The organism is Marinithermofilum abyssi (assembly GCF_014641195.1).
In the GTDB taxonomy this organism is placed as follows: Bacteria; Bacillota; Bacilli; order Thermoactinomycetales; family DSM-45169; genus Marinithermofilum; species Marinithermofilum abyssi.
In genome coordinates this window covers 14,077-39,947 of sequence record NZ_BMHQ01000007.1, presented here as the reverse complement: position 1 = coordinate 39,947, position 25,871 = coordinate 14,077, and the positions used below count along the sequence as shown (strand labels likewise).

Below are 25,871 nucleotides of genomic sequence, written 5' to 3'. Positions count from 1 at the left end.
TGCCCGAGAAGCGACTTTTGACGACGAACTCAGCGACAAGAGAGGAGACGAGACAAAAAAGCGGCACATAGCACGACCTGGGAGCTTGCGACCAAGGCGTGACTTGTACTTTTGAGTACACCTCCGCATTGTGCCGCGTCTCGTTGGATCTCTTGGAGCGGACAGTATGGACTTCTGCGTCGGAGGAAAGGGAGCAACGGGCAAAAGAGTCGAAGCCAATCCTGCAGGTTTGCCGTCAATCTGGCCACCGCTTGGCGGCTGTCTGCCGTCAGATCCTGAATATGGGTTTTTGTGACACCGAACCGAGGTCATCTGCATAGGGTATAGGTGTGTAGACCCATGAGGGGGTGAGACGTGTGGACTTTATGAACCCGGGTTCTCCTCAGTATGAGATGATGCCAGGATACCAGGAATCATCCCAGTTTTATATGCCGCCCTACGGACAACCGCCGTATATGATGCCCCAAATGCCGCCGATACAGCGGCCTCCGCAGCGGCAGGAGCGGCCGAAACGATCCTCCAGGCTGGCCCGCTTTATGATGCGGCGGCACAGCCGAGATCCTTTTTTGGCAAATCAGTTGTCGGACATTGTCGGTCAGGATGTACATGTTACCACATATATGGGTGAGATCAGCGGGACGTTGTCGGCTGTATTTCCCGATCATCTGTTGATAGAAAGAGAAGAAAAAAAATATCATGTGCGGCTGGATGCCGTTGGATATATCTCTCCGACAAACGAAAACGACTGAGCTGACGGGTGGAGCCTTCGCGCCCGTTTTTTGTTGTGCGGACGCACTTTTTGTGTTGCGGAGGGAAGGACATCTGTCTGCTGTTTGTGGATGATCGGACTTTTTGTGTATAATCATACATGATGAGTAGCGTGTCAGTATGTTTAATGAGAGCGAGGGGATTAGGTGTCTAAACATGAACAGCAAGAATTTTCACGCGGATTGAAAGAGCGGCACATCCAGCTGATTGGGATCGGTGGTGCGATCGGTGTAGGACTGTTCTTAGGATCGGCTACAGCTATTCAAACAGCCGGACCTGCACTGATTCTCTCTTACGGAATCGGCGGCCTCATCCTTTATTTCATCTTGCGTGCATTGGGGGAGTTGGCGGTTTACAAACCGGTAGCAGGGTCCTTCAGTGCTTATGCGGAGGAATTCATCGGGCCCTGGGCCGGTTTTGTGACGGGATGGACCTATTGGTTCATGTGGATCGTCACAGGGATGGCGGAAATTACGGCAGTGGGTGTCTATGCCCGATATTGGTTTCCTGAAGTGCCCCAATGGATTCCGGCATTGATCGCGCTGGTCGTTATTTACGGGCTCAACCTGATTGCGGTGAAACTGTTTGGAGAGTTGGAATTCTGGTTTTCCCTGATCAAAGTGGTAACCATACTCGCCTTGATCGGGATTGGATTAGCGGTGATTACCACCGGCTTTGGCAATGGGGGCCACCCTGTCGGCTTTTCCAACCTGTGGGAACACGGCGGCTTTTTCCCTCATGGTGCGGGAGGCGTTCTGTTGACATTGCAAATGGTGATGTTCGCCTTCTTGGGCGGCGAACTGATCGGTGTGACTGCGGGAGAAGCGGAGAATCCCAAAAAAACACTGCCATCGGCTATCAATAAATTTGTCTGGCGGATTCTCATCTTTTATATCGGTGCACTGGCAGTCATTATGGCGATGTATCCTTGGAACGAGCTGGATGGAAAGACGAGTCCTTTTGTTTTGATTTTTGAAAAAATCGGGATCGTCGGTGCCGCAGGGATTGTAAACTTTGTTGTCATGACCGCTGCTCTTTCTTCTTGTAACAGCGGCGTGTTCAGCACCGGGCGGATGATTTATACCTTATCCAATGCTCGGCAAGCTCCGCAGTTTTTGGGACAGCTCAATAGACGGCGAGTGCCGGCCAGGGCGTTGACCGCATCCACTGCCGTTTTGTTGGTCGGTGTGTTTTTAAACTATGTGATTCCGGAGGAGGCTTTTATCTATGTAACCAGTGTGGCAACCGTCGGAGCCTTGTGGACTTGGGGGATTATTGTCTATGCCCACATGAAGTACCGGCGCAAGGTGGAAGCGGGCGTGTTGCCGGAAGGGGAATTTCGATTGTATGGAGCCCCCTGGGTTAACTGGCTGGTGATGGCGTTTCTCCTGTTGGTTTTGGTTCTCCTTTGGTTTGACGAAGGGACGCGTGTCGCTCTATATGTAGCACCGGTCTGGTTTGGTCTGCTGGCTGCGGCCTACCAGTTTGTTCGCAGAAAGCGGGCGACTGTGGAACAGGATGATACGGAACACATCAAAGATCATCATCTATGATAGAAGGACGAATGGCCCTCTGCACGAGGGCCGTTTGTCTATTATCATGAGCGCTTCACCCTTGATGAAGGGCTGAGTCTGTTTTAGAAAGAAGAAGAGAGCTTTTCTGCCGAGGAGCCACGGGCAGAAAAGCTTTTTTTGTGTTCAAGAGGATTGTCCGCGCTCGTTTACCAAAATCAGCGGATTCCGTATGGGATTGGTCCACACCCTTCTATCAAATTCCTCATACATTGCAATAGAGGTGATAGTATGGGGAAAAAGCGAGGTTACTTTACCTTTTTATTTCGAACAGCTCCTCGCCCTGACTGGATTCGGAAACACGGTGGAGTGATTTATCACGTGGGCCGACACAGCCGGACCGTCTCCGCGATGCTGGAATCTCCCGCTCAACTGAAGCGGATTATGCTGAAAGAAGACTTACTTTACGCTGAACCCGATCGTATCTTAATCCTGCCTCAGCCTCGAGTGAAAAAAGTGTTCGGTATGGAGGAGTTGAAAAGATATGCCAAAATAAACCAACAAACTCTGACCTGGAATGTGCAAAAGGTATGGGGCGGTTCCCCGAATCCTTATGCAGGAAGCGGAGTGCGTGTAGGCATTATCGATACAGGTATCGACCTGGATCATCCGGATCTGAAAGCCAACATCGCCGGAGGGATCAATCTGGTTAACACGGGTCGCAAGCCCAATGATAACAATGGACACGGCACTCATATAGCGGGGATTGTCGCAGCGGTGAACAACAAAATCGGAGTGGTGGGCGTGGCTCCGGCTGCCCGTCTATATGCCATCAAAGCTTTCGATGCCCGCGGAGCGGCCACCATCACCAACATCATTCGAGGCATCGAGTGGGGCATCGACAGCGGCATGGATATCCTGAACATGAGTTTCGGTTCCCGTACAGGTACGCCGGCGTTAATCGACGCAGTCAACGCTGCGAACCGGCGAGGCATTGTGTGTGTGGCCGCTGCAGGAAATGAAGGCAATGCCTCGGGAACAGGAGACAATGTCAGCTTCCCGGGACGCATCCCGGCGGCAGTGGCGGTGGCCGCTCTCAACCGGAACAACAAGCGGGCCTCTTTTTCTTCGACAGGCAGCTCTGTGGATATTGCTGCGCCGGGGGTTAATATTTTCAGCACCTATTCAAACGGCAAGTATGCCATCTTGAGCGGCACCTCCCAAGCGACTCCACATGTGAGCGGGGTAGCAGCCGTCTACCGGCAAAAGAGAGGGGGCGCGAGTACGGTCAAAAAACGGCTGAGGGCCCGGGCTGTCTCCTTGGGACCCGATCGACTCTACGGTGCCGGGTTGGTTCAGGTCAAATAACGAATGCACTTGCAAAGTGGCAGGATCCTCTTTGAGTGACAATAAAAGCAAGCTCCTTGCTGCTGAAATGGGAGGGGATATTTCTATAGATAAATTCACAGGTTTCGCTCGTATTTGAAAGAAACGGCCGTTTTTTTAAAGATCATCAAAGCGGGTGCTTCTTTTTTTATGGATGATTTGGGCACTTACCCAACCTGCCCGCATAGTATGGTAAAAGTGATTGGGAAGTAGGTAGGTCTACGGGAGACGTCTCCCGGGCGATTCAGATCTTTCTGCTCCTTTCGTATCCAATCTGGGATAATTCATATCCTGCCCTTTTATCTGATATGGAGGTGTTGGCGGATCCATGTCTTTACGTGAATATACGCGACAATGGAATGAACAAGTGCAGGGAAAAAGCGCGGCGGACGTGATTCGGTTTGCAGCGGATCGGGTGGATGGCCCAGTAGCATTGGGTTGCAGCTTTGGTGCGGAAGATGTAGCCCTGGTTCATATGGTGACGCAGTTGGAACGGAAAGTGGATATTTTTTATCTGGATACGAATTTGCACTTTCAGCAGACCTATGAAACTCGGGATCGTCTGGCACAGCGGTACGGTTGCCGATTTATTCAAGTGTTGCCCGCCTTGACATTGAAGGAACAGGCCGAACAATACGGCAAGTCCCTGTGGCTACGGGATCCTGATGCTTGTTGCCGTCTGCGGAAGGTGGAGCCTTTGAGGTGGATACTGGGGAAGTATAAGGCATGGATAACCGGGGTCCGCCAGGAACAGTCGCCCACCCGGGCCGATACGGATTTGATCGAGTGGGATCCGGTTTTTGATCTGGTCAAGATTAATCCGCTGGCTTATTGGAATTCTGAACATGTGTGGCGATATATTCGAAAACATGATATTCCATATAATCCATTGCATGATCAATATTATCCCAGCATTGGCTGTTTTCCCTGTACTCGGCCCGTGAAGCCGGGAGAAGATCTCCGTTCAGGCCGCTGGAGCGGCTTCAGCAAAACCGAGTGCGGGCTCCATCAGAGAGCAGATACCGTTACCAAAAAATAAGCAAACCCAGAAACCTCTCCCTGGGGGTTTCTGGGTTTGTCTCCTCTGTCCGACAAAGCAAGTGGGGTGCCTGTCGCATTGCAAACGCGCATGCTGCTATTACCGTTTTTCTATTCGCTTTGATCCGGAATGAATTGTCCCAGCGTGTGCTCATCCGAGTGAAAATCGGAACCGCCTGTAACCAGTAAGTTATACTGGTCGGCCATATCCAGATAGCGTTGGACATCGGCAGCACGGTGATGACGGTGCCAGACTTCGATCCCGTCAAAGCCTTTTGTCAGCAGTTGTTTGACCAGGTTGTCGTCATGAAGCAGAACTGGATGGGCCAATACTGCCTGACCTCCGGCTTCCTTGATCCAACGGACGGCTTCGCCGGTGGAAATAACCTCCTTTCGAACGGCAGCGGGTTTTCCATCAGCGAGATATCGATCAAACACCGTTTGTACGTCAGATACATATCCTTTGGCAACGATGGCCTTGGCGATATGGGGTCGAGCGATGACCCCGTTTTGACTGAAGGCTTTCACGTCTTCCAAAGTGATCGGCATGCCCAGTTCCTCAAACCTTTGAATAATTCGTCGGGCACGAGTTTTTCTCTCCTCTCTAAAGGGGGCGAGAGCGTTGTGTAACCCAAGACAGTCCTGGATGTTGTAACCTAACACATCGATGCCTTTCCCGTGATAACGGGTGCTGATTTCCACTCCGGGGATCACATCCATTCCGACAGCTTTGCCTTCCGAAACGGCTTCTTCCACGCCGGCCAAGGTGTCGTGATCGGTGATGGCGATCGTACGGAGACCACAGTCTTTTGCTTTGCGGACCAGCGCTTTCGGAGAATAAATGCCGTCGGAAGCGGTGGTGTGCATATGCAAGTCAAAAGTGCCTGGTTGATAATCGTTTAATATTCGCATGCCATTGCTCCTGTTTATAGGGATGGGATATTCTCTTTACATTATATCGTCTAGAGACCCAAGGATGTCATCGCCTTTGGAAGGAAAACGGGTTTCGGGTCAGGTTTGCCCCGGGATCCATGAATGAGGTACAGCTTCCCAACAGCTGATGGATTACTTTGGTGGACACACGAGGATCCATATAACCTTCCGGGTATTTCCACGCGCTGGATAATCCGTCTATTATCCTACCCCCTTCCGCTATTCGAAAGGGATACAATCTGTCCCGCAGCCGAGGGTGTGTGCTCACGATTAGGCTAACTTTTTACCGGTGCAATCGGTGGAAACTTGGCATCATTTGTGATACTGTATTTCTGTTTTACAGAAGGTGCTTGGGGAGTTGTCTGATAATAAACCATGATGGTTATTTCGCAACAAGTTTTCTTGTTTAAGGGACTTCAGTGTTTTTGGGAAGGCGGAATAAAAAACAGCCACCGTCATCAGTGGCCGCCTTTAATCATCAACCCCGGCTGGGTCGGGGTTTTCGTTGGTTTTTTCTTCTATTCGAGTGACCAACAACCGCGAAACGCTCCGCTGATCGATTTCCTGCACGGTAAACTTGAGATCGTTGTAGTACACTTCGTCCCCCAGCTCGGGAACTTCCTGCAGTTGCGAAAAGATCCAGCCGCCGATCGTATCGTTGTCCGGGTCTTCAATGTCCGTTTTGAAGTAATCGTTCACTTCTTCGATCAGGAGGCGGGCATCGATGGACGTTTCTGTACCGGCCGGTTGGAAGAAGGGTTGTTCATCGTCGAATTCGTCTTGGATCTCCCCAAAAATTTCTTCGATGATGTCTTCTGTGGTGACCAAGCCCGCCGTGCCGCCGTATTCATCGACTACAATAGCCATTTCAGAGTGATTCTTTTGCAACACCCGCAGCACGTCTTTGATTTCCATCGTTTCCGGTACCATGACCGCGGGGCGTGTCAGTTTGGCCAAATCCGGGGTTTCGCCTTCCAACATCTGCTCATAGATGTGTCGGATGTGGACGATCCCGACAATGTCATCCTTGTCCTCCCGGCACAAAGGGAAGCGGGTATGACGGGCATCCCGGATCGTTTTCAGATTTTCTTCAAAATCATCTTCCATGTAGAGGCAGATCATGTCTACGCGGGGCACCATGATTTCACGGGCCACCCGGTCGGTAAATTCAAATATATTATCGAACAGGGACAGCTCTGTCTGGTCGATTAATCCGCTTTTATGGCTTTGTGCAACCAGCATCCGGATTTCCTCTTCGGTGTGAGCGTGTTGATGATCGGGATCCAGCTTGACACCAAACCACTTTAGAATCCGGTTGGCTGTTCCGTTTAAGATAACGATAAAGGGATAGAACAGCTTGTAAAACCAATCCAACGGTATGGCCGTCCACAAGGTGGTTTCTTCTGCCCGGCGGATCGCTAAGGACTTGGGAGCCATTTCCCCTAACACAATGTGAAGGAATGTAATAATAGCAAAGGCGATGGCAAAGGAGACCGTTTGAATCAGCCATGCCGGCATCTCCAAGGGGATCAGCGACAACAGCGGTTTCACGATCAGGTGGGCGATAGCCGGCTCCCCAACCCACCCGAGTCCCAGGGACGCCAAGGTGATCCCCAATTGGGTAGCGGACAGGTAAGCGTCCATATTGGCGATAACTTTCTGGGCTATCTTCGCCCGCATATTCCCTTCTTGCCGAAGCTGGGCAATACGAGTTGCACGAACTTTGACGATGGCAAACTCCGATGCCACGAAAAAGCCGTTGAGCAACACGAGAAAGATGACCAACACGATATTCCAGGCAATTTGTAAAAAGTTTTCCAACGTATCTGTTTCCTCCCTAACACCGATCCCGACCCAATTTATTTTTATTCTGCACGGAATGTTGCGGAATAACCTCCCAATATTCCCAGCTTAGCAGAATTTCTGTCAGCTTTGTAGAAGAAAAACCCCTTCCTGGGGGAAGGGGGAAGGGGGAAGCGATCACAGCAAATAATGCAAAAACATGGTCGCAAAACCGAAGTAGATCATCAAGGAAAACACATCATTCAATGTGGTGATCAGGGGACCCGATGCCACGGTGGGGTCGACTTTTAATATGTGCAGCAACAGGGGAATCAATGTGCCGCCGATGGTTCCGATCAAGAGGGTGCACCATAAAGAGCCGCCTACGACAAGGCCCAGATACGGATTCCCCTGCCATAGGGTGACGAGTGCGATAATCAGCAGGCCGCATACGGTACCGATAATCATACCGACGATGCCTTCCTGCCGCAGGATCTGCATGTATCTTTCCCGTGTCAGTTGGCCGGAGGACAACCCCCGGATCACCAGGGCCAGGGACTGGGTTCCAGTGTTTCCGGTCATACCGGCAATCATGGGCATAAACAAGGCTAGAGCGGAAACTTGTTGAATGGTGGTCTGGAAATATCCGAGCAGATTGGCTGTAAACATACCGATAAACAACAGAAGGATCAGCCAAGGGATACGACGTCGCGCAGATGAAAACGGGTGTGTAAGGACATCCATTTCCGTCTGCCCGACGGCGGAGAGCTTTGCCAAGTCTTCCTGCGCTTCTTCGATCAAGACGTCAATGATATCGTCTACCGTGATAATACCGAGTAACCGTTGATCGTCATCCACGACCGGAATGGCGAGGAAGTCGTAGCGTTCCAGCAGTTTAGCTACTTCTTCCTGGTCCATGTCTGCTGGTACGGAAATAATCCGTTCATACATAATATCCGTAATTTGCGTGTTAGGCTGTGCAATCAGAAGCTCCCGCAACGAAACGACGCCCACAAGTCGATCATTGGCATCGATGACGTAAACGTAATACACTGTTTCCGCCGTCGGTGCTTCCCGGCGTAAATATTGAATCGCCTCTTCGACCGTGTAATAGTCGTACACGCTGACATACTCCATCGTCATTTTCCCGCCGGCGGTATCCTCCGGGTAATGGAGCAGTGCACGCACTTTGTCGGCTTCGTCCCGTTCCATGTTCTTCAACAAGCTTTGGACGTTTTGCTCTTCCAATTCCCCCAGCAAGTCGGCAGCCTCGTCCGAAGACATCCGATTGAGGACCTTGGAGGTTTTTTCAGCGCCCAGGTGAGTGAGAATCTCCCGCTGTTCCTCAAAGTCCAACTCTTCCAGGAGCTCTGCGATCTCATCCGGGTTGAGCATATCGAGGAAATGTCGCCGATATACCTTGTTGAGTTGAAAAAATACCTGCCCGAGGTCATAGGGTTGCAACTCTTCAATCAGCGGCCGCAAAAACTTTTGTTCCCGTTTTTGCAATGCGATTTTGACAGCGTCAAGATCTGTTTCCACGCGGCGTTCTTCTTGTTCTGGCATTGTTTCCCCCTCCTTTCTGTCAGCGATATGGTAAACCTTCATCATCATATCAAATCGAAGATGCCTTTGAAACCGGGATTTTTTCGTAGAATATCGGTTCTTTTAGACACATAGTAATAGGTGATAGTGGAAAGGAGGATCCGTATGGCGGAAAAATGCGGCTGCCAGTCCCCGGTAAACCAGTTTGACGGGGCAGCTTTCTCTGGTTCTTTCCCATTTCAGCCGATGGCATGGCCCTTTCCGACAGAGTACCCTCCCTTATCAGGATGGATGCCCGCAACGTACCACGGGTGGCATGGTCCGGCACTCGCCGGTCAGTATCCTTGGACAGGGGCAACCCACGGGTACATGACTCCTCAGGTATCCGGCTGGCCGTATTCCCATCTGACCGTTCCTGTGTGGTCAGCCGGCAGTTATCCTGCTTATCCGTCCTATTCTGCCCAAGCAGGTCCAGGTTCTGCATGGGATGCTTCTCATCATTTTGAAGGCACTCTTTCCCAACACAGTCAAACATCCGCTTCTCGTCGCCCCTTGTGGGAATCTCCGGAATCGCCGGAGTCCCCCTGGCTGCATCAACAGGAAGAAGGGGATGGAGGATGAAAATTGTTCTGTGTTTCGGGTAGTATCCCCTTTTAACGGCTCGTCATATGGTATGAAATCGGCCGTCATGTGTGATCTTTTGCCCGCGGTGAACAAGCGGCTGCTGCTGTATTAAGGTCTTCGTATTCCGTTTTGCAGGGTCCTGATGGTAGGTGAAGGGAATGGTTAACCTAAACGGTATCACCCATCAGGAAAGGAGGGAAACGGATGCGAATGCGGATGCCCGAAATCGGCACCCCACAGCGGGAACCAGAGATTTTTACTCCCCGGGAACCGTTGACCACCTCACCGGAACAGCCCGATCGAGGCGAGGACCCGAAGGAACCAAAGAAGGACTAAAAAAGGGATCAACAAAAGGCACCCGTTCTCGGGTGCCTTTTCCTATTCCATCGCTTCTCTGCTTGAAGGGGTCTTTGATTGAATATGAAACGTAAACTTCGGGGAACCTTCCAGGGCGGGAATCGAGGCGATCGTTACCGGATAGGAAATCGCTTGGGTCGTGACACTGTTTTGAGAAGGCGGAACTTCTTCCGCATAGATGTGAATGTGATTTCCCTGTTTGACAACGTTATGCACCTTGATCCGGTAGCCGCCCGTTTGACGTTCTCCCAATGCCATGATGAGGTAGGCTCTCCCCTCGGCGATGACGACGGTTTCGCCACCCGTTTTCCTTTTCTGAAGAGATTTTGCCTTACTTTTCACCACTTGCGGCAGTCCAGGATCCGCTTCGATTTTTGCTTTCATCTTCATCCCCGTTTCCTCCGCCGGCGGAGACTTGTCGGGAGAAGCGGCGGGGTCGGGGGACCAGTTCAGGTCCCACTTGAAGGAAATCCGATCGGGGTTGGGGATGGAAATGACAGCGACTGGCGTATCAATCGCTTGATGGGTGACGGATTTCTTGGGCGGGGCGGTTTTCGATGCGGAGATTTGGATTTCCTTACCGCGTTGAACCACTTGTTCCACTCGAATGCCATAACCGCCATGGGGAGTGTTTCCCTTGGTGACGATCACATACGTACGGCCGTCTTCCTGCAAGGAATAAACGCCTGTTTCATTCTGACCCCGCAATTGATTCACTTTTTTTTGCACGGATTTGGGCCAGTGTGCCCGAGATTCTTCCTGAAAAGAAAACGTCCGTTCCTTTTGAATGGCATCCACTTCTTTTACACCGGGAGAAGATGCGGGAGAGGAAGGGGCTGAACAGCCGGCGGCCATCAACAATCCCCCCAACAAAACGATCCATCTACTGGATAACCGTGGGCGCATGATTTGCTCCTCCTGGATTGGTTTAAATTTACTGTTATAGACGAAACTGTTCTCGGAAAAGTTGCAATCTCTAACGATTCGTTATTTTACCATGTTGGAATTCTTCCGTCATGATTCTTCTTTCCTTGTCTAAACTAAAAGATGAAGGAGGGATAACAGATGAACGAACCGCATTCATGCCCCCTGGTGGTGCAGAGTAATCGGACTCTGTTATTGGAAACGAATCATCCCTGTTTCGAAGAAGTGAGAGAGGGGATTGCGGCTTTTGCTGAGCTGGTGAAAAGTCCTGAACGTATCCATACATATCGGATGACATCTTTGTCTCTTTGGAATGCGGCAGCAGCGGGTTTGACCGCGGAGTCGATCATCGGTTTTTTGAAGCGGTACAGTAAATGGGAGATCCCGTCTTTCTTGTTGGAAGAGATCCGGCAAACAGTGATGCGGTACGGAAAAGTGAGGTTGGAACGACGATGTGATGCTCTGCTGCTGGTGTGTTCGGATCAGGAGACACTGGCGGAGGTTACTTCCTTGCCGGTATTGCGTGAATGGGCTGTTCCGGTGGGGGAAAGGCGTTTTCATATACCGCCGGAGAAGAGGGGATCTCTCAAACAAGAGCTGCTCAAATGCGGATTTCCGGTAGAAGACGTGGCTGGCTATACGGAAGGGGAGCATCTCCCGATGGAACTGCTCCCCCAATGTGCAGACGGCACTCCCTTCCGCTTGCGGGAATATCAAGTTCAAGCAGTAGACGCCTTTTATCGGGAAGGAACGGTTGCCGGAGGCAATGGAGTCGTGGTTCTGCCGTGCGGAGCCGGCAAGACGGTGGTGGGACTGGCTGCGATGGCGCGGGTGGGAAGGGCTGCCTTGATCTTAACACCCAATACGACTTCCGTACGCCAATGGATTCGGGAAATCCTGGATAAGACAACCCTTTCTCCCGAACAAGTAGGGGAATATACGGGTGAAAAGAAACAAGTGCGTCCGGTAACAGTAGCCACCTATCAGATTTTGACGCATCGGGGACAAAAGGATGGGGAGTTTACCCATATCGATCTGTTTGATGAACGGGATTGGGGACTTATTATCTATGATGAAGTGCATTTGCTGCCGGCGCCGGTGTTTCGGGCAACGGCCGATTTACAGGCAAGACGGCGGCTGGGTTTGACGGCTACGCTGGTACGGGAGGACGGTCGGGAAGAAGATGTGTTTTCGCTGATCGGCCCTAAAAAATATGACGCGCCGTGGAAGACATTGGAACGGAGCGGGTGGATCGCCGCTGCCCGTTGTACCGAATTGCGCGTGCCGATGTCCCGGGAGTTGCGCTTGGAATACGCCCGTGCTCCCAAACGGCAAAAATATCGGATCGCAGCCGAAAACCCGGAAAAATGGGCGGCATTGGAACGGATTCTCCAAAAACATCAGGGACAGCCGCTCTTGATTATCGGACAATATGTATCCCAGCTGGAAGAGATCGCCGAGCGGTTGTCCGTTCCGATCTTGACGGGAAAAACTCCCCACCAACAGCGGGAAGAACTGTATGCCCGTTTTCGCCGGGGGGAGATCCCGGTATTGGTCGTATCCAAAGTGGCCAATTTTGCTGTCGATTTACCCGATGCGCAGGTGGCGGTTCAGGTATCCGGTACTTTTGGATCCCGTCAGGAGGAAGCCCAGCGGCTGGGAAGGATCTTGCGTCCAAAGAAGGAGCGAACGGCAGCGCATTTTTATCAGATTGTTTCCCGGGATACAGTGGACCAGGAATACGCTCTTCACCGGCAGTTGTATCTGGTGGAACAAGGGTACCATTATGAGATTGTGAACGGTGAGCAATGGGGGAATGACTGATGCATCCATTCCATTGGAAACTGAAGGACTGCCTTGAAGAATTGTCTTTAGACATTCGAGGGCAGTTGTTGCAGGAGAATCAAGCATCGGATGACCAAGAACTGATCATCCGATGGACGCGCCCCGAAAACCTGTCGAAACAGATGGCAGGGTGGTCATCCGAAGCGAAGCGGGTATGGAAGGAGATGCTGTTTCGCTGGGGGGCTTCCCCCCTGCCGGAGTCCTATGCCGCAAACCAACAAACCGGATTGTCCCCTGCACGGTTTCGCGCAGGATTGACGCATCTGCGGCAATACGGGGGTGTGTATCAGTTGCGGCGGGCTTTTGGTGAACCTTGTTACGGAGTGCCGGTGGATGTGCGCTATGCCGGATACGAAGAAAACCTTCCTGCTCCAAAGGCGGTGATGCAGAAGGAACTGGGAAGTGCACCGGCGGTTCCGCTATGGCAGCTTTTGCTTCCCTTTTTGCTTTTCCTCGATCGGGAGGAAATCACTCTGACCAAAGAGGGACAGATTCACAAGCGCTGGCTCCGCAAGCTGGATGTGGAGTTGGATTCGGATTTTTCCGGCTTGGAATATACCCCATGGGGTGGGCAGGAGGTACCCGGGGTTGCCATGCTCCGCACGTTGGGTGAAGAGATGGGATGGATGGAAGAAAAATCGGGTCGGCTTTGTTTGCAACCCCAGCGTCTCCATCCCTGGCTGTATCTCCATGCGCGGGATATGAGCGCATCCTTGTACCAATGGTGTAAAAAGAAACTGTTGTCCATGCATCCCGAATGGGAAGGTCTGTGGTGGTGGATGGAACGGTACGGGTCCCGGCGGTGGCGCTCGCTTCAAGAGGGGGTAATCGGATGGTGCCATGCAGCAGGTGCTACTGCACATATTGGAAAGATGAGGGAAGAAGTGGAAAAGCGTTGGCTTCGCCCGCTGGCTGCTCTGGGTTGGATGGAGTTGATCAAACAAGGTGGAGAAACTTGGTGGCGGTGGTCTATTTGGGCACCGTTCATGCTGCCGGAGACCCCGACATGGGAGGGATTCGTCCAGCCTGACCTGGAGGTGTTGATATCCCCTCTGTTTCCGCTTCATCGGCAATGGATGCTGGCCCAGTTTGCAGACCCCATGGGCGGGAACCCGATGGCGGTCTATGAGCTGAACGCTGCTTCCATTCGGCGCGGGTTGGAGAAAGGATTAGCGTTAAAGGACATGCTGAAGGTCCTTGAAGGGATTGGCGAGGGACCGCTCCCCGATAACGTATCGGTGATGCTTCGTGCCTGGGCCGAACAGGCGGGACGGATTCGCTTTCGACGCATGCTCCTGATGGAGTTAGGAGATGAGGGGATCGCTGATGAGATTGGGGGCAACCCCGATCTCTCCCCTTATATGGAGGAGGAGCTGAGTTCCCGTGTATTTGCGGTAAAGGAAGATAAACTGACTGATTTGGTGCAGGTCTTGGACCAGCTGGGATATTCTCCGCAATCTGAGCCGGGAGACGAAGATACTCCCTGGTGGATGAAACCGCCGGAACAGAAGCTGTTAGCGAAAGGGCGGGCAGAGGATCCGGAGATCACGGTCGTCAATGCACTTCCCACCCTGGAACAAGCCATACCTGGATTGCAGCAGATCCCCCGGATGTGGACCGCTCAGATGCGCAGTTACCATCCGGGAACCGTGCAGGAGATGATGCGGCGGGCGATCCAGTTGGAACTGGATATCCGGATGGAGTTGAAAAGCAATAAGAAAGGATATTTCACCCCGAAGTATATAGTACAGGAAGGAAGAGATTGGAGCATTGAAGGTGTGTGGGAGGGAGAAATCCCGGATCGGGTAGGGATCCGCGAGATCCAGCAAATCCAAATCGTTTCTTTTTAATAAAAAAGGTAAAAAAAGTAGTGCGGATAAAAGCCTTTTGCACAGGTGCAGGGGCTTTTTCATTTGTTAAAAAATGTCGTTTCTTTTTTTTTTATGATACAATCAACCTGTGGAGGGATTGTGGATGAATACGATTAATATGGCAGATCTTCTGCTTGAAGCATATGATTTGGCGGATGCGATTAATGAATCGGAAGAGGTTCGCCGGTATCTTGCAGCCAAAAGGCGGGTCCAGGAAGACGCACAGGCGCAGCGATTAATTCGGGAATTTCAGCGAAAAAAAGAGCTTTTTGATGATGCTCAGCGATTTGGACATTTTCACCCCGATTATCATAAAGCCAAGGAAGAAGCGGAGGCTTTCCTGCGCCGGATGCGTGAGAATCCTGTGATCGGCGAATACATGGAAGCAGAGGAACAGCTGGACGAGCTGTTGGGAGAAGTCAGCCGGATTATCGCCCGTTCTGTTTCGGATACCATCAAGGTGCCCGTCAACGATCCACGGGGGCTCAGAAAGGCGAACAAGCGCCGCTGTGGCTGAATCTGGCATCAGCTGTTCAGCAAGATACAATCGGGGCACTGATTGCCGCAGCAGAAACTTTTGCCTTCGGGATAACGAAATCGGAAGCGATATACCCAGCCGCGGTCCGATTTTCGTACAAAGGTGGATTCATAAAAAAGTTCCGTTCCTTGGGTGAGCAAACCCGCTTGCTCTCGTATGAGCGCGTCGACTTGTCCACGGGTCGCACTATCAACCGTCACCACATACAAGAAGGACGTTCCTGCGAAATACCGGAACCACGCCTGACGGCACAAAGGAGATTGGGTCAATCTCCGAACGAGGAGATCCATTATTTTTTCCAGCATGGGCATTCCCTCCCGGGAAAGTGGCGGTAGCCGATTTGCGCAGATTCCAAATGCATGTTACCATAGATTAGGATGCTATATAAATGTTTACCGTTTTGATTTTTGTAGTATCGGATGTACTAGAACGACAGATCAACGATTGCGCCCATTGATTACCGGATAAAGGGGTTTTCACGAATGGCTTTGCAGACCGCGGAACGGCTCGGCTTGGCTGTTTGGGTGAAGGATCTGAAGGCGGCTCGGTCTTTGGGCCGGATGGGAAACATCCATTACATGTCCAAGAGGCTGAAATATGTGTTTATGTATATCGACGGTCGAAGAGCAAACCAGTTGATCCGGCGCATCGAGAGACTGTCTTTTGTAACACGGGTGGAGCGCTCCCTTCGCCGGGAGCTGGCTACTGAATTTCACAAACCCCAGAAGAGCACGGTTTGAAAAAAGTGTGTACATGCTGCCTGAGCAAGAGGCAGCTTTCTTTTGTTTCTATATTTCGATAGACGAAATAACTATGGATCACAAGGAGGAGATGAACGAGGGTCATGGAAACATGGAGACGCAATTTGTACATTTTAATGGTTTCGCAGTTTTTGGTAATGGGCGCGATGTCCATGATCATTCCGTTTTTACCGCTGTATCTGAAGGAAATGGGAGTGACGGATCCCGACCAGACACAGTTGTGGTCAGGGCTCATTTTCGGAATCAACTTCCTGTCTGCCTTTGCAGTGGCCCCTGTTTGGGGTTCTTTGGCGGATAAAATCGGGCGAAAAATCATGGTGCTTCGCTCCGGTTTTGGTATGGCGGTGGTGATCGGTTTAATGGGATTGGCCACCAGTCCGCTGCAATTGTTGATTCTGCGGCTGGTAAACGGCACAGTATCCGGGTTTATCCCGGCTTCGATCTCATTGACGGCTACCAATACACCAAAAGAACGTGCCGGATATGCGTTAGGAATGTTACAATCGGGAGCGGTTGCCGGTTCGATCATGGGTCCGTTTTTTGGAGGGATCATGGCGGAGTGGATCGGATTTCGGGCGATCTTCTTCATTACGAGCTTCCTGATTGTGCTGGCGACATTCGTCGTTCTATTTGCGGTGAAAGAGGATGTTCAACCGGACAAACATGCTGAGCGCGCCGGTTTTTTCAAGGAAGGTTCCTTTATCTTGCACTATCGACCCTTGCCGGTTCTGTTCATGGTCGGATTTCTGTTGCAGTTCGCGATGTTGGGGCCGATGCCCCAGATGTCCCTGTTCGTATCCGAGCTGGGCGCTCCCGGCGGGTATGTGGCCTTTTTTGCCGGTTTGGTTACTGCGGTAACAGGAATGGCCAACATGTTGGCGTCTCCATGGCTGGGACGGTTTGGTGACCGACACGGATCCGAGAAAGTCCTCTTTTACGCGATGTTGGGAGCGGCGATCTTCTTTATCCCTCACGCGATGGTTACCTCGGTATGGCAACTGCTGGTGCTGCGCTTTTTGTTGGGCTTGTCTGTAGGAGGACTGCTCCCCTCCCTCAATGCCTTGATCCGGGTGCATGCTCCGGAAGGCAAGGAAAGTACCGCCTATGGATACAGCACTAGTGCCGTATTTCTCGGAAATATGCTGGGGCCCATCATCTGCGGCTATCTGTCCGGCTGGATCGGGATACGAGGGCTGTTCCTGACGACTGCAATCCTGCTGGTGACAGGTGCCTGGTGGCTGCGTCACGGTTTGCGCGCGGCTCAGGAGGAGAAAGCTCATGGAATGGTACAACACAAGGTGTCTTCGGCTCAGTGAGTGATTACCATCAAATCCAGCGATCGCTACCGGCAGGCTTATACCGGCGAGCTGTTCTGCTATCGGTAGGGGGAGTTTTCGGGAAAGAGAGCTCCCTACAGTGTTGTAAATTCCGCCAATGACGCAAGAGGATTGACCACCCCATTCCTCTTCTTTCGCATAGGATAAAAAGACCGTCCACCCAGATACAAGAGGATGGAACAGGGGAAGGAGTGAATAGGCGTGTTGGGTTTTCTATTTGGAAAAAGACCCAAGGGATTGGGCTTTCCCCCGCGGAAGTTGGGTAGAAAAGGGTTTGGTTCAGGTCCGAGGCGTCCTGGTTTTGGCCCGGGTCCCGGTTTCGGTCCCGGCCCGGGATTTGGTCCCGGTCCCGGTTTCGATTCGGGACTAGATGATTTTGGTCCCGGTCCCGGCTTCGGTTCCGGATTGGATGATTTTGGTCCCGGCCCCGGTTTTGGCCCCAGATCACAGGGCGGTTTTGACGATTTTGGTCCGGACGAATTTTGATTTAGCCTGATACTCTTTACCAACCCTGCGTAATCGGGAGCGAGCGCAGGGTTTTTCTTGTTGAACCGGAATATTTCTCGTTAAAATAAAGAGAAATAAGTATTTGATTTGCAAAAGGAGCGAGAGTTGTGGGAATCCTGTCCGACTTAAAAAGCAAGGTAAAGCGGGGAGTGGAAAGGACCGAACATAAATCAAAACAAGTGCTGGAGATTAGCCGTCTTACCATCCTTATTCGGAGAAAACGGGAAACGGAGCAAGAGTTGTACCGGCGCTTGGGACGAGAAGTATACACCAAGTGGCAGAGAAAAGAGACAGAAGCCTTGGAATGGGGACAAGTGGAAGCACCTTTGAAAGAGGTGAATCAGGTTCGGAAAAAAATCGCCGAGTTGGAAAAGGAATTGGAAAAGGTAAAGAACTCTCAGGTTCAATATTCGGAACCGAAACCTTTGACAGCGGCCTCCACAAAGAATCCGTTGCCGTCTCCGGATCAGGATGACGCTTCCGGCCAATCTGCCCGGCCGGAAACGGAGGAGGGGGTGAACGCAAATACCGCCCACCCATCTGATGGGATGAACGGTACTGTTTCACAACCGAAAACTTTCGAAGCGGTTCCTTACTCGATGAATGCGGTTTCCAAAAAAGAGGGGGAGCAGCAAAATCACAAGTTAGGCGGATTGGATGAGGGCACGGCCATTTTTATTTGTCCCCATTGCGGGGATCAAGTGGAAGAGGATACAGAAATTTGCCCCCATTGTCGGAAAAACATTTATCAAGATGTCTGGATTTGACGAATCCGCTTCGAAAGATGTCGAAAAAAATGGCATAATACAGGATTTTCTCCATTCCCTTCTAATGGATGTTCAGATTTGATACAATAATAGAGAAATTGTTGGGGAGTGTCAAAGTATCACTCAACGTAAAAAGCAAAGGGTCGGTTGAGAAAACGGCTGTTTAATCCACAGATAGAAATGGGCAAGGGGAAAGGGGCAAGAGTTATGAAGCACAAATCCGTGGCCATTACCATCACCAGCGGCAAAGGCGGTGTAGGCAAATCGACGACGGTAGCTTCCGTCGGTCTTGGTCTGGCGCAATTGGGAAAAAAAGTGTGCGTGATGGATACGGACATCGGTTTGCGTAAGCTGGATCTGATGCTGGGGTTGGAAAACCGGATTGTGTATGACTTGGTGGATGTGATTGAGGGTACGGCCAAGTTACGGCAGGCTTTGGTTCGGCACAAAGAATTTCCGGAACTGGCGTTGTTGCCTGCAGCGCAAACCCGCTACAAGGAAGAAGTGCTCCCTAGTCAGGTCAAAGATTTGGTGAATGAGCTGCGGGAGGAGTTTGATTATATTCTTATCGATTCACCTGCCGGTATTGAAGGGGGCTTTCGCACTGCGATCGCACCTGCGGATCGGGCAATTCTCGTGGTCAATCCCGAGATTCCGTCGGTTCGGGATTCTGATCGGGTGATCGGGCTGCTGGAGTCTGCGCATCTGGATCAAATCGATCTGGTAGTAAACCGGGTGCAGCCGGGAATGGTAAAAGGCGGAGAGATGCTCAGTGTGGAGCGAGTGCAAAGCCATCTGGCTATCAATTTGTTGGGCGTGGTTCCGGAAGATCGGCGTATCATCCGTTCTTCCAACACGGGTGAACCTGTCATCCTCGACGACAAATCGACGGCCGGTCGTGCTTTTAACCATATTGCCCGGCGGATCAACGGAGAAGATGTTCCCTTCATGGAATTGGAGGAAACAAGTTTGATCAGTCGAATCAAGCGGATTTTCCACATCGCCTGACAATGATTGAGGTGAAGCCTTGTGGCATTTTTGAACATGTTCGGTAAAGAGAAAGAACGCCCAACTGCGGAGACGGCAGATGATCGGCTGGCTCTGGTTCTCAGTTACCAACGTTCGGACATCGATGAGCGCAAGCTGAAGGAGTTTCAGTCCCGCTTAGTCGAGTTGTGTAACGACTTTGGATACGATGTGGTGGGACAGGTGGAAGTACGTCCCCAATCGCAAAAACGGAATAATATGACGGTATTAAATGCCAGTATTCCGGTCCGGATCCGGACGGAGGCGAAAGAAGATGATCCAACGGTGAAAAGCGCGGGGCTTACATAAAGTCCCGCGCTTTGGTTTAATACGGCTTATTTTTTTCCAGGTATTTCTCCAAAAATTCAACAACCGTGGCCGGAAATTCTTTGTCTTCCGGCAGTGTAAACAAGGCGATGGATACTCGGGTGTGTCCAAAGCGTTTCATTAAGCGGAACAGCTTGTCCCTCGTCGCAGGGTTGGTGTGTCCGTATCGGCTTTCGAAAGCCTTCAGCACCATCGACTCTTCCGTTTCATCCGCTTCCTGTTCCGGCTCGGAATTCTTGGAAGCGGCTGTAGGGGAGAAGTCACGAAGATCATTCACTTGCTCCAAAGCGGCGGCGACTTCCGATCGGCCGTTGGTGTCCCCTTTCCATTCATCGTACGGAGAGCTTCCGTCCAAGGAACGGATGACCGGCCGTTGAATTTGCCAATCCTCCAGCTTGCGCCGTCGCCGGGGACGAGGTTCGGGCATTTTGTTGAAACGTTCAGGATACTTTCGACGCAGGGTGTAGATCCGTTGATATATCGCACCCTGTGTGCGGTTCAATTGCTTCTCCAGCTCCATGATGGCTGCAGAAAGCGGTTTTCCTTCATCCGTATATTGATTGACCAATTGTATAACCTTGTCTTCCTCTTGATCTGTCCAACTGTTCAAACGGGTATCCGGGGGTTGGATCGAAGAATTGTCTTTGGAGGCAAAGCGCTCCGGATATTGGTTCCGCAATTTGCGGACGTGTGACATGATTCCTGCAAAACCCCGGTTTAACTCGGTGGAAAGTTCCTTCAATATTTCCCGTTCCCGCCGGCCCTGCTCAATGCCCTCGTTTATTTTTTGAATTATCTGTTCATTTTCTTCATCCGAGTACTTCCCCTTTTTCGTGTCGAACATCAAATTCCTCCCCATTTGGTACATACTTATTAATTAATATAACAGTGAAAAAACCTACCTTCCACCGAAAAGTTAGAAAAAGGTACCTATTAAACAACAGGAGAATCCACTATCCATTCTACAAGTGTAAAAGTTTATCTATTATAAGGATGGTTTACATCTAATTATAAACAAACATTGGATGAACAAAAAGGGGGAACCCGGGGAGAATCTTCATAAACACGGTATAAATACTCTTATTTCTGGCGATACAGATGATAGGGATTAAAATATACATAATTTGTTATCTATTTAAATAGGAGGGAAAGGCATGGCTGATTTATCTGTACAGTCCCTCAGCACCTATTTAAGCGCCAGAAATGCCGTAACGCCCAAGAAAAATCCGATTCCAAACGATCAGTCGATCCGTGCTGCCATAGTGATTTTATGGGGACGTTTGGTATATCCTCAACTGGATCCGGAAATGAAAGAAACAAAAGGGAAGCAAAACGTCAGCATTTCGGAGATATACCGGCTGTTTCATGAACATTTGGGAAGCAAAAAAGAGTGGGATCACATTTTAACTGTGTTGCACCGGTTGGACTACATCCGGATGCAGGGGGAAGATACCGTGACAGCGGGAACCCGCTTATGGACAGCGGTGGATGGTTCCAAACTGTTTGCGGTGTTTCGCAGTTCCGTACTCGCTCGCAAAATGTACCAATCCGAAAAAAAACAACCGGATGAAACATAAGGCGCTGGATAGGATCGGCGCCTTTTTCATGCTGAGGTTAAAGTTCACGAATCGATTCCAAAAATTGACGCAACGTCTTGCGTTGTTCCGGGGAGAGTTGGAGAGCGATTTCAACGAGGTCTTGAATATCTTCGGGAAGTTGCATTTCGGGTGCTTGATGCTTACCCATACGGTTGATTACTTCTTCCAGCAACATCCGTGCTTCGTCTACATGTTTGTAAGTTTGGACCAACAGTTTTTCCGTAGGGAACTTCATCCAATCACCTTACTTCTTGGAGGAGTGGAGGAGATGATCCAATTCCTTTTGAATTTTTGCCAACTCATCGGGGTTCATTTTGTGCAGGTCACGAATGATGCTTTTTAGTTTCATCAACCGAAACTCCTTAAGGAAGGAGGGAGTGGATTGGGTGTTGAGAGACATGGATAAAAGCTCCTTTCTCCACATCGGGATCTCTCATACAAAGTCGCGCGGAATTTTATTGTAGTCAGAATTTCCATGGCGGTCAACGGGGACCAATCCTCTTTTTACTGTCCTTTTTGTCGGTTTATCCCGTTAGTAGTTCATTATTCGCAAAGATTCGCAACACGGTCGACAAAAATTGCCTCTCGAATAAATAGAGGGGTTTGTTTGCGGTGAAGGATGGGTAGAGAAAATTAACCCAATCGAATCGAGGTGTTCCCTATGGATCCTGTGTTGGAGTTGAAAAACAAGCTGAGGGATAAAAAAGAGGAGTACAAACAGGCGGTGGAACGCCATGAGTTTTTGGAACAGCAAGCGATCCAAGAAGAGATTGAACAGTTGAAAATACAGTGGCACCAGTTGACCAAAGGGGTTAGCTGAAATAGGAAAACGCTATATAGAAGTATGGAAAGGCACCGGGATCCCGGTGCCTTTTCCGATTGTTGTTTCATTAAAAAAAATTCTTCTGCTCATTGTACTCCTTGATCAACTCGACGGCCTCCCGGAAGCGTTGGGAATGAACCACCTCCCGTTCCCGCAGAAACTTCAGCCCATCGTTGATATCCGGGTCATCGGAGATGTCGATTAGCCATTGATACGTAGCCCGTGCTTTTTCTTCTGCAGCGATGTCTTCATACAGGTCGGCAATAGGGTCGCCTTTGGCCTGAATATAGGTAGCGGTAAATGGGTTGCCTGCAGCATTGTGATAAAACAGGGCCCGGTCATGATCCGCATAATGATCTCCCAGACCGGCCTCTTTCAGCTGTTCCGGTGTGGCGTCTTTGGTGAGCTTGTAAACCATGGTCGCAATCATTTCCAAGTGGGCGAATTCTTCGGTCCCGATATCTGTAAGCAGTCCGGTTACTTTGTCTGGCAATGTGTACCGTTGATTGAGGTAGCGAAGTGCGGCTGCTAGCTCTCCGTCAGCGCCGCCGTACTGTTCGATCAGGTACTTTGCCAATGTGGGGTTGCATTGGCTGACTCGAACGGGGTACTGCAGCTTTTTCTCATAAACCCACACGTGTTCTCACCTTCCTTTTCTCAAACCTGCCAAGGCCAAGGAGAGCTGGACCAGTTGCCGAAAGTCGGACTTGCTCCGTAATTGTTCAATGGACCGAATGCGTCTTCAAACCGCTCTTTTAATTGCTTACGGACGCGACTGTATTCATCGTATTGCTGCCGGGCCTGGGGATCGTCGGGATGGGTGTCCAGATACAAGTTTAATTCAAGGATGACAAAATCGATCGCCTGCAATTCGCCCAACATGCGGTAATAGTCTTTGTTCATGGATCCTTAATCTCCACTTTACCGGTCTTTTTATATGGGCTGAAGAGAGCCGGCCAGAGTGTACCTTTCATGAGCGCCTGAGCAGGGGGAAACTGCAGCAGATTAGGGGGTTGAAATCCCAAAAATTGGTTTGGGGGAACCACATAGCGCTTAGCACGGATGGGAGGACACGGATCAAAAGGGCTGACAAAAGGATACCAAAAACGGTCCTGATGGACGAAAGGATTCACGGTGTAAGGGTATGGTTCCATGGCCATCCTCCTTCGTAACATTCCGCTTGATCTCTTTATAAGGTACGAAGGCTATGGGCAGGTGTTCCGGCAGGGCAAGCCCAAATTCCGAAGAGAAACAACAGTGTATGGGAAAGGAGGAATTGTCACAAGATATGAATCGGATGCTTGGATATCGCCATTCCCCTGGGCCTTGGCAGAAATTCACACGCATGGGAAACAGGTGTCCTTCGCATTCTAAGAATACCATCTACAAGGAGGTGAAACCGAGGATGCAACAGCAACAACAACGTCGGGAGCGTAACACCAACCAACTGCTGGTTCCAGGTGCTGCTCAAGCTCTGGATCAACTGAAGTATGAAATTGCTCAAGAATTTGGCGTACAACTGGGTCCTGACACCACTTCTCGTGCCAACGGTTCTGTAGGTGGTGAGATCACCAAGCGTCTGGTTGCTTTGGCTGAACAACAATTGGGCGGTGGCGTGCAGTAATCAGGTAAATAGCTTGGTTTCGGAAAAGGCGGCGGGGAAACCCGTTGCCTTTTATTTTTGCATTTGTTAAAAGGAAAGGGCTTTCTTTTTGTCGAATAATTGAAGGGCATATCCTTTGCGAGGGGGGACCGGTATGACTCTAGAAGTGAAAATTCCCGAATATTACAATATGGCGCAGGATGTCGATCATCATGCAGTAGTGGACGCTAATAAAGCAGCCATTCGTTGGGAAAATGACAGAGGAAGCACACGCATGTTGACTTATGGAGAATTAAAACAGAAGTCGGACCGTCTGGCCAAAGGTCTGATCGGAGCCGGGCTGCAACCAGGGGAACGCATCATGATTCTCCTCCCCCGCGTTCCGGAAGCATATGTTGCGTATTTAGGCGCACTGAAAGCGGGTCTGACAATATTACCCGGGCCGGAGATGTTGCAGGCGGTCGATATTCGTTATCGGTTGCAACATGCCGGTGTGAAAGCCGTCATCGCTGACGAGACGCTGACATCCCGGGTGGATGAAGCAGCCGCCGAGGGGAATGAGCTAAACTACCGTTGGGTCAACGGAGCTCCCGACGGGTTATGGCAAGCCCTGGAGGCATTGGGGGAGGGTAAGGAAAATGTACCGCTTCCCAAGACCCGCAGTGACGATGTGGCCTTTATTTCGTATACCTCGGGAACGACCGGTGGGCCCAAGGGCGTCATCCATCACCACAGTTGGGCAATCCCTCATCAACGTGTGGCAGCCCGCGAGTGGATGGATATTCGTTCGGAGGATACCGTTTGGGCGACGGCGGGTCCTGGTTGGGCCAAATGGGTGTGGAGCCCCTTCATTTCCACCTTGGGAACGGGAGCCACCGCATTGGTATATCATGGAAGGTTTGACGCCGCGAAATATTTGTCCCTGATGGAAAAGTATCAGGTCAATGTCCTTTGCTGCACCCCTACGGAATATCGCATGATGGCCAAAGTGGAGGGCTTGGACGCCTATCGCCTTCCATTTTTGCGCAGCGCGGTCAGTGCAGGAGAGCCTCTCAACAGGGAAGTGATTGATACCTTCCGCAAATATTTTCATGTAGAGGTGCGGGACGGCTATGGACAGACAGAGAACTCCCTTTTGGTGGGCACACTAAAAGGCATGAAAGTAAAGCCGGGTTCGATGGGGCGGCCGACACCGGGCAATCGGGTTGCCATTATTGACGAAGACGGAAATCCGGTTCCAGTGGGACAAGTGGGGGATATTGCCGTTCACCGCGATGCCCCGGCCTTATTTAAAGGGTATTACCGGGATCCCGAACGTACGGAACGGGCCTTTCGGGGAGAGTGGTACCTGACCGGGGATCAAGCACGGATAGATGAAGACGGCTATTTCTGGTTTGAAGGGCGGTCGGATGACATTATCATCAGTGCCGGTTATACAATCGGTCCTTTTGAAGTGGAGGATGCCCTGGTAAAACACCCTGCTGTGCAGGAATGCGCTGCCGTCGCCAGTCCGGATCCGGAACGCGGTTCCATCGTAAAAGCATTTGTTGTATTGAAAGCGGGTCATCACCCTTCCGAGTCACTGGTTAGTGCTTTGCAAAACCATGTTAAACAAGTGACAGCTCCTTATAAGTATCCCCGGGAAATCGAATTTGTTGACGAACTGCCCAAAACTACCAGCGGAAAAATTCGGCGGGTGGAATTGCGCCGTCTGGAGAAAGAGCGGAAAGCGGTCACATAAAAAGTAAGCCAAGGGTCTTGAGAAAAGCGAGACCATGAAGCGGCACATAGTACGGTCTGGGAGCATGCGATTATGGTGTGGCTTGTCCCAGCGTCTCGTAGAATCCCTTGGAGCGGACCGTATGGACTTCTGGGTCGAAAGGGGAGCAACGGGCGAAAGAGTCGAAACAATCGTACAGCTTTGTCATCAAGCTGAACCGGTCCGGCGACCGGTTTTTCTTTTGTGTAGGATATCTACATTTGCTCGAGTTGAATCATGG

General features: G+C 50.9%; 28 protein-coding genes. 18 read left to right on the top strand and 10 right to left on the bottom strand.

Annotated elements, in window-relative coordinates:
• Positions 1 to 365: 365 nt before the first annotated feature.
• From IEW70_RS10535 to IEW70_RS10520, 4 genes are all read left to right on the top strand, one after another.
• The gene (locus tag IEW70_RS10535; protein WP_229751949.1) at positions 366 to 749 is read left to right on the top strand and encodes a DUF2642 domain-containing protein; all 384 of its coding nucleotides are present in this window, start codon (positions 366 to 368) and stop codon (positions 747 to 749) included.
• A gap of 165 nt (positions 750 to 914) precedes the next feature.
• Positions 915 to 2,321 carry an amino acid permease gene (locus IEW70_RS10530; RefSeq protein WP_188647897.1) on the top strand — a complete coding sequence of 469 codons (1,407 nt, stop codon included), beginning with the start codon at positions 915 to 917 and terminating at the stop codon, positions 2,319 to 2,321.
• Positions 2,322 to 2,570: 249 nt separating this feature from the next.
• Complete coding sequence (locus IEW70_RS10525) at positions 2,571 to 3,647, top strand: S8 family peptidase (protein WP_188647896.1); 1,077 nt, start codon at positions 2,571 to 2,573, stop codon at positions 3,645 to 3,647.
• A gap of 346 nt (positions 3,648 to 3,993) precedes the next feature.
• A complete protein-coding gene (locus tag IEW70_RS10520; protein ID WP_188647895.1) occupies positions 3,994 to 4,704 on the top strand; it encodes a phosphoadenylyl-sulfate reductase in 711 nt (236 codons plus the stop codon).
• A gap of 110 nt (positions 4,705 to 4,814) precedes the next feature.
• Here the strand turns inward: IEW70_RS10520 and IEW70_RS10515 are convergent, their stop codons facing one another.
• The 3 genes from IEW70_RS10515 to mgtE form a co-directional block, all read right to left on the bottom strand.
• The gene (locus IEW70_RS10515; RefSeq protein WP_188647894.1) at positions 4,815 to 5,615 is read right to left on the bottom strand and encodes a PHP domain-containing protein; all 801 of its coding nucleotides are present in this window, start codon (positions 5,613 to 5,615) and stop codon (positions 4,815 to 4,817) included.
• 492 nt (positions 5,616 to 6,107) lie between these two features.
• A complete protein-coding gene (locus IEW70_RS10510) occupies positions 6,108 to 7,457 on the bottom strand; it encodes a hemolysin family protein (RefSeq protein ID WP_188647893.1) in 1,350 nt (449 codons plus the stop codon).
• A gap of 159 nt (positions 7,458 to 7,616) precedes the next feature.
• Positions 7,617 to 8,984 (bottom strand): magnesium transporter, encoded by a 1,368-nt coding sequence (mgtE, locus tag IEW70_RS10505; protein ID WP_188647892.1) that lies wholly within the window; start codon positions 8,982 to 8,984, stop codon positions 7,617 to 7,619.
• A gap of 144 nt (positions 8,985 to 9,128) precedes the next feature.
• Here mgtE and IEW70_RS10500 point away from each other — a divergent pair, with 144 nt between their 5' ends.
• Both IEW70_RS10500 and IEW70_RS18160 read left to right on the top strand, forming a co-directional pair.
• Positions 9,129 to 9,584, top strand: coding sequence for a hypothetical protein (locus tag IEW70_RS10500; RefSeq protein ID WP_188647891.1), 456 nt, complete (start codon positions 9,129 to 9,131; stop codon positions 9,582 to 9,584).
• Positions 9,585 to 9,791: 207 nt separating this feature from the next.
• Complete coding sequence (locus IEW70_RS18160) at positions 9,792 to 9,923, top strand: hypothetical protein (protein WP_268234861.1); 132 nt, start codon at positions 9,792 to 9,794, stop codon at positions 9,921 to 9,923.
• Positions 9,924 to 9,965: 42 nt separating this feature from the next.
• Here the strand turns inward: IEW70_RS18160 and IEW70_RS10495 are convergent, their stop codons facing one another.
• The gene (locus tag IEW70_RS10495; RefSeq protein WP_188647890.1) at positions 9,966 to 10,850 is read right to left on the bottom strand and encodes a protease complex subunit PrcB family protein; all 885 of its coding nucleotides are present in this window, start codon (positions 10,848 to 10,850) and stop codon (positions 9,966 to 9,968) included.
• Positions 10,851 to 11,009: 159 nt separating this feature from the next.
• On the opposite strand from IEW70_RS10495, the gene IEW70_RS10490 reads away from it, so the two are divergent.
• The 3 genes from IEW70_RS10490 to IEW70_RS10480 all read left to right on the top strand — a co-directional run bounded on the left by IEW70_RS10490 (position 11,010) and on the right by IEW70_RS10480 (position 15,101).
• Complete coding sequence (locus IEW70_RS10490) at positions 11,010 to 12,692, top strand: DNA repair helicase XPB (RefSeq protein WP_188647889.1); 1,683 nt, start codon at positions 11,010 to 11,012, stop codon at positions 12,690 to 12,692.
• Positions 12,692 to 14,563 carry a helicase-associated domain-containing protein gene (locus IEW70_RS10485; protein ID WP_188647888.1) on the top strand — a complete coding sequence of 624 codons (1,872 nt, stop codon included), beginning with the start codon at positions 12,692 to 12,694 and terminating at the stop codon, positions 14,561 to 14,563. The genes IEW70_RS10490 and IEW70_RS10485 overlap by 1 nt, the downstream gene beginning before the upstream one ends.
• A gap of 124 nt (positions 14,564 to 14,687) precedes the next feature.
• On the top strand, positions 14,688 to 15,101 hold the full coding sequence (locus IEW70_RS10480; RefSeq protein ID WP_188647887.1) for a YlbF/YmcA family competence regulator: 414 nt from the start codon (positions 14,688 to 14,690) through the stop codon (positions 15,099 to 15,101).
• An 8-nt stretch (positions 15,102 to 15,109) separates the two neighbouring features.
• Here IEW70_RS10480 and IEW70_RS10475 read toward each other — a convergent pair whose 3' ends face one another.
• The gene (locus tag IEW70_RS10475) at positions 15,110 to 15,427 is read right to left on the bottom strand and encodes a hypothetical protein (RefSeq protein ID WP_188647886.1); all 318 of its coding nucleotides are present in this window, start codon (positions 15,425 to 15,427) and stop codon (positions 15,110 to 15,112) included.
• Positions 15,428 to 15,604: 177 nt separating this feature from the next.
• On the opposite strand from IEW70_RS10475, the gene IEW70_RS10470 reads away from it, so the two are divergent.
• From IEW70_RS10470 to IEW70_RS10450, 5 genes are all read left to right on the top strand, one after another.
• Positions 15,605 to 15,862, top strand: coding sequence for a YlbG family protein (locus tag IEW70_RS10470; RefSeq protein ID WP_188647885.1), 258 nt, complete (start codon positions 15,605 to 15,607; stop codon positions 15,860 to 15,862).
• A 104-nt stretch (positions 15,863 to 15,966) separates the two neighbouring features.
• Positions 15,967 to 17,199 (top strand): MFS transporter, encoded by a 1,233-nt coding sequence (locus tag IEW70_RS10465; RefSeq protein ID WP_188647884.1) that lies wholly within the window; start codon positions 15,967 to 15,969, stop codon positions 17,197 to 17,199.
• A gap of 635 nt (positions 17,200 to 17,834) precedes the next feature.
• Positions 17,835 to 18,494: a zinc ribbon domain-containing protein gene (locus IEW70_RS10460; protein WP_188647883.1), complete on the top strand. Its 660-nt coding sequence runs from the start codon at positions 17,835 to 17,837 to the stop codon at positions 18,492 to 18,494.
• Positions 18,495 to 18,701: 207 nt separating this feature from the next.
• Positions 18,702 to 19,502, top strand: a complete 801-nt coding sequence (gene minD / locus IEW70_RS10455) for a septum site-determining protein MinD (protein WP_188647882.1) — start codon at positions 18,702 to 18,704, stop codon at positions 19,500 to 19,502.
• A gap of 21 nt (positions 19,503 to 19,523) precedes the next feature.
• A complete protein-coding gene (locus IEW70_RS10450) occupies positions 19,524 to 19,829 on the top strand; it encodes a cell division topological specificity factor MinE (protein WP_188647881.1) in 306 nt (101 codons plus the stop codon).
• Between the two features lie 16 nt (positions 19,830 to 19,845).
• Here IEW70_RS10450 and IEW70_RS10445 read toward each other — a convergent pair whose 3' ends face one another.
• Positions 19,846 to 20,691 carry a hypothetical protein gene (locus IEW70_RS10445; protein WP_188647880.1) on the bottom strand — a complete coding sequence of 282 codons (846 nt, stop codon included), beginning with the start codon at positions 20,689 to 20,691 and terminating at the stop codon, positions 19,846 to 19,848.
• Positions 20,692 to 21,001: 310 nt separating this feature from the next.
• Here IEW70_RS10445 and IEW70_RS10440 point away from each other — a divergent pair, with 310 nt between their 5' ends.
• On the top strand, positions 21,002 to 21,424 hold the full coding sequence (locus IEW70_RS10440) for a hypothetical protein (RefSeq protein ID WP_188647879.1): 423 nt from the start codon (positions 21,002 to 21,004) through the stop codon (positions 21,422 to 21,424).
• A gap of 37 nt (positions 21,425 to 21,461) precedes the next feature.
• Here IEW70_RS10440 and IEW70_RS10435 read toward each other — a convergent pair whose 3' ends face one another.
• The gene (locus IEW70_RS10435; RefSeq protein ID WP_188647878.1) at positions 21,462 to 21,680 is read right to left on the bottom strand and encodes a hypothetical protein; all 219 of its coding nucleotides are present in this window, start codon (positions 21,678 to 21,680) and stop codon (positions 21,462 to 21,464) included.
• A gap of 426 nt (positions 21,681 to 22,106) precedes the next feature.
• On the opposite strand from IEW70_RS10435, the gene IEW70_RS10430 reads away from it, so the two are divergent.
• On the top strand, positions 22,107 to 22,265 hold the full coding sequence (locus IEW70_RS10430; protein ID WP_188647877.1) for a hypothetical protein: 159 nt from the start codon (positions 22,107 to 22,109) through the stop codon (positions 22,263 to 22,265).
• Between the two features lie 70 nt (positions 22,266 to 22,335).
• On the opposite strand, the gene IEW70_RS10425 is transcribed toward IEW70_RS10430, so the two are convergent.
• From IEW70_RS10425 to IEW70_RS10415, 3 genes are read right to left on the bottom strand one after another with little or no spacing between them, the layout of a single operon-like run.
• Positions 22,336 to 22,905, bottom strand: coding sequence for a manganese catalase family protein (locus tag IEW70_RS10425; protein WP_188647876.1), 570 nt, complete (start codon positions 22,903 to 22,905; stop codon positions 22,336 to 22,338).
• Between the two features lie 20 nt (positions 22,906 to 22,925).
• Entirely contained in the window at positions 22,926 to 23,171 is a 246-nt protein-coding gene (locus IEW70_RS10420; protein ID WP_188647875.1) for a spore coat protein CotJB, read from the bottom strand.
• Positions 23,168 to 23,422: a spore coat associated protein CotJA gene (locus IEW70_RS10415; RefSeq protein ID WP_188647874.1), complete on the bottom strand. Its 255-nt coding sequence runs from the start codon at positions 23,420 to 23,422 to the stop codon at positions 23,168 to 23,170. The genes IEW70_RS10420 and IEW70_RS10415 overlap by 4 nt, the downstream gene beginning before the upstream one ends.
• Positions 23,423 to 23,673: 251 nt before the next feature.
• Here IEW70_RS10415 and IEW70_RS10410 point away from each other — a divergent pair, with 251 nt between their 5' ends.
• Both IEW70_RS10410 and IEW70_RS10405 read left to right on the top strand, forming a co-directional pair.
• Complete coding sequence (locus tag IEW70_RS10410; protein ID WP_188647873.1) at positions 23,674 to 23,892, top strand: alpha/beta-type small acid-soluble spore protein; 219 nt, start codon at positions 23,674 to 23,676, stop codon at positions 23,890 to 23,892.
• Positions 23,893 to 24,025: 133 nt separating this feature from the next.
• Positions 24,026 to 25,612 carry an acetate--CoA ligase gene (locus IEW70_RS10405; RefSeq protein WP_188647872.1) on the top strand — a complete coding sequence of 529 codons (1,587 nt, stop codon included), beginning with the start codon at positions 24,026 to 24,028 and terminating at the stop codon, positions 25,610 to 25,612.
• Positions 25,613 to 25,871: the final 259 nt, after the last annotated feature.